This window comes from Cupriavidus basilensis OR16, from assembly GCF_000243095.1.
GTDB lineage: Bacteria > Pseudomonadota > Gammaproteobacteria > Burkholderiales > Burkholderiaceae > Cupriavidus > Cupriavidus basilensis_D.
This window is the reverse complement of the sequence record NZ_AHJE01000294.1, coordinates 1-1042: the sequence shown is the minus strand read 5'-3', so window position 1 is coordinate 1042 and position 1042 is coordinate 1. Positions and strand designations below refer to the sequence as shown.

Annotated in this window: 1 protein-coding gene; it reads left to right on the top strand. The window is 68.0% G+C overall.

Annotated features, from left to right (window positions below):
* Positions 1–135 precede the first annotated feature (135 nt).
* Positions 136–1042, top strand: a 907-nt coding sequence (ntrB, locus tag OR16_RS38785; RefSeq protein WP_006164923.1) for a nitrate ABC transporter permease, incomplete at its 3' end; no start/stop codon positions are given.

The following is a 1042-nucleotide window of genomic DNA, read 5'->3' as shown; positions in this document are numbered from 1 at the left end:
GGCCTACGCCGACGGTTTCAAGATCAAGGCCTGAAGCGCACGCGCGCTAGTTCCCTAGCGCCCGAGCGTGATTCCGATTTTGATTGCCGCTTGAACACCGGCGTGGCGACACGCCGGCTACCGAAGGAGCCAGATGTGAATGCACTAGCCCAGCCGGCCCCACACGCCGCCAACCAAGCCGCCCCCGCTGATGCCGGCACCGCCGCCGAGGTTGCCATGGTTGGCGGCCAGCAGGCCCATGACCGCGCCGAGCGCCGCGTGCTCGCCGCGCAGGCCGATGCCCGCCGCTCGGCACTGCGCGGCGCCATCACCGCTGTGGTGCTCAAGGTGATGCCGCCCGTCGCGGGCTTTGCGCTGTTCCTGCTGATGTGGCACGGCATCGCCACCATGATTCCCGCCATCCCCACGCCGGGCGCCACCTGGCATGCCGCCGTGCCGCTGTTCTCCGACCCGTTCTACCGCAACGGCCCCAACGACCAGGGCATCGGCTGGAACGTGCTGGCATCGCTCGCGCGCGTGGCGGCGGGCTTCGGGCTGGCGGCGCTGATCGGCATTCCGGCCGGCTTCGCGCTGGGCCGCTTTGCCTTTCTCAACGCCATGATGGCGCCCATCATCAGCCTGCTGCGCCCGGTCTCGCCGCTGGCATGGCTGCCGATCGGCCTGCTGCTGTTCAAGTCGGCGAACCCGGCGGCGATCTGGGCCATCTTCATCTGCTCGATCTGGCCGATGGTGATCAATACCGCGGTGGGCGTGACGCGCGTGCCGCAGGACTACCTGAACGTGGCCCGCGTGCTCGACCTGTCCGAATGGAAGGTGTTCACCCGCGTGCTGCTGCCGGCCGTGCTGCCGTACATGCTCACCGGCGTGCGGCTGTCGATCGGCACCGCGTGGCTGGTGATCGTGGCCGCTGAAATGCTCACTGGCGGCACCGGCATCGGCTTCTGGCTGTGGGACGAGTGGAACAACCTGAAGGTGGAACACATCGTCATCGCGATCTTCATCATCGGCGTGGTCGGGCTGCTGCTCGAATACGCGCTGCTCG